This window comes from Frankia sp. AiPs1 (assembly GCF_023716945.1).
Taxonomy (GTDB): Bacteria; Actinomycetota; Actinomycetes; order Frankiales; family Frankiaceae; genus Frankia.
Genome location: NZ_JAMQQF010000977.1, coordinates 1 through 1,240, shown reverse-complemented (window position 1 = coordinate 1,240; position 1,240 = coordinate 1). Strand labels below are relative to the sequence as shown.

The window sequence follows — 1,240 nt, the reverse complement described above, 5'->3', positions numbered from 1 at the left end:
GGTCGCGGCCGCCTATGACGCCGCCGGCGCGCCGACGAAGGCCGCGGTCGGTTTTGCCCGCGGCCAGGGCGCGGACCCGGCGGACCTGCAGCTCGTCACCCACCGCGACGTCGAGCATGTCGCACTGGTCCGCACCGAGGCCGGCCGGGACGCCACCGACGTGCTGGCCGAGGTCCTCGGCGAGCTCGTCGCCGGGCTGCGCGCGGAACGCAACATGCGCTGGAACGACCCGGAGCTGTCCTTCAGCCGCCCGGTGCGCTGGCTGGTCGCCCTGCTCGGAGAGGTGGTGGTGCCGGTCGCGGTGTCCTCTCTCGCCGCCGGGCGGACCACCCTGGGCCACCGGCGGGCGGGATCGCCGCTGATCGAGGTGGCCAGCGCCGACGGCTACCCGGAGCTGCTCGCCGCCCGCTCGATCCTGCTCGACGCCGCGGTCCGTCGCGACCTCGTCCTGGAGGAGGCCGCCAAGCTCACCGCGGACACCGGTGGCCACATCGATCCCGACGCCGACGCCGACACCCTCGCCGAGGTGACGAACCTCGTCGAGTTCCCGCGGCCGCTGCTGGGCGCCTTCGAGGCGCGGTTCCTGGAGCTGCCCGCGGAGATCCTCACCACCGTGATGCGCAAGCACCAGCGGTACCTGCCCGTGCGCGACGCGGCGGGGCGGCTGCTGCCGGCCTTCGTCGCCGTCGCCGACGGGCAGGTCGACGACGCGCTCGTGCGCGCCGGCAACGAGGACGTCATCCGGGCCCGGTTCACCGACGCCGCGTTCTTCTACGACGCCGACGTCAAGGTGCCGCTGGAGACCTTCCGTGCCGAGCTCGCGAAGCTCACCTTCGAACAAAGGCTCGGTTCGGTCGCCGACCGGGCGGACCGGATCGGGACGCTGGCCCGCGCGCTCGGCGACGAGATCGGCCTCGGCGTCGACGACCGGGCGACCCTGGACCGGGCGGCCACGCTCGCCAAGTTCGACCTGGCCACCCAGATGGTGGTCGAGCTGTCCAGCCTCGCCGGCACGATGGCCCGGGAATACGCCCGCCGGGCCGGCGAGCCCGAGGCCGTCGCCACCGCGCTCTACGAGATGGAGCTGCCGCGCCGGGCGGGCGACGACCTGCCCGCCACCATCGCCGGGTCGCTGCTCGCCCTCGCCGACCGGCTCGACCTGCTCGTCGGGCTGTTCGCCCTGGATGCCGCGCCGACCGGCAGCTCCGACCCGTTCGGGTTGCGCCGGGGGGCGCTCGGT

At 74.8% G+C, this 1,240-nt stretch carries 1 protein-coding gene; it reads left to right on the top strand.

Features of this window, described 5'->3' with window-relative positions; all coding sequences use genetic code 11:
* A partial coding sequence (glyS, locus tag ND748_RS32300) for a glycine--tRNA ligase subunit beta (protein WP_251750060.1) occupies positions 1-1,240 on the top strand: 1,240 nt, incomplete at both ends.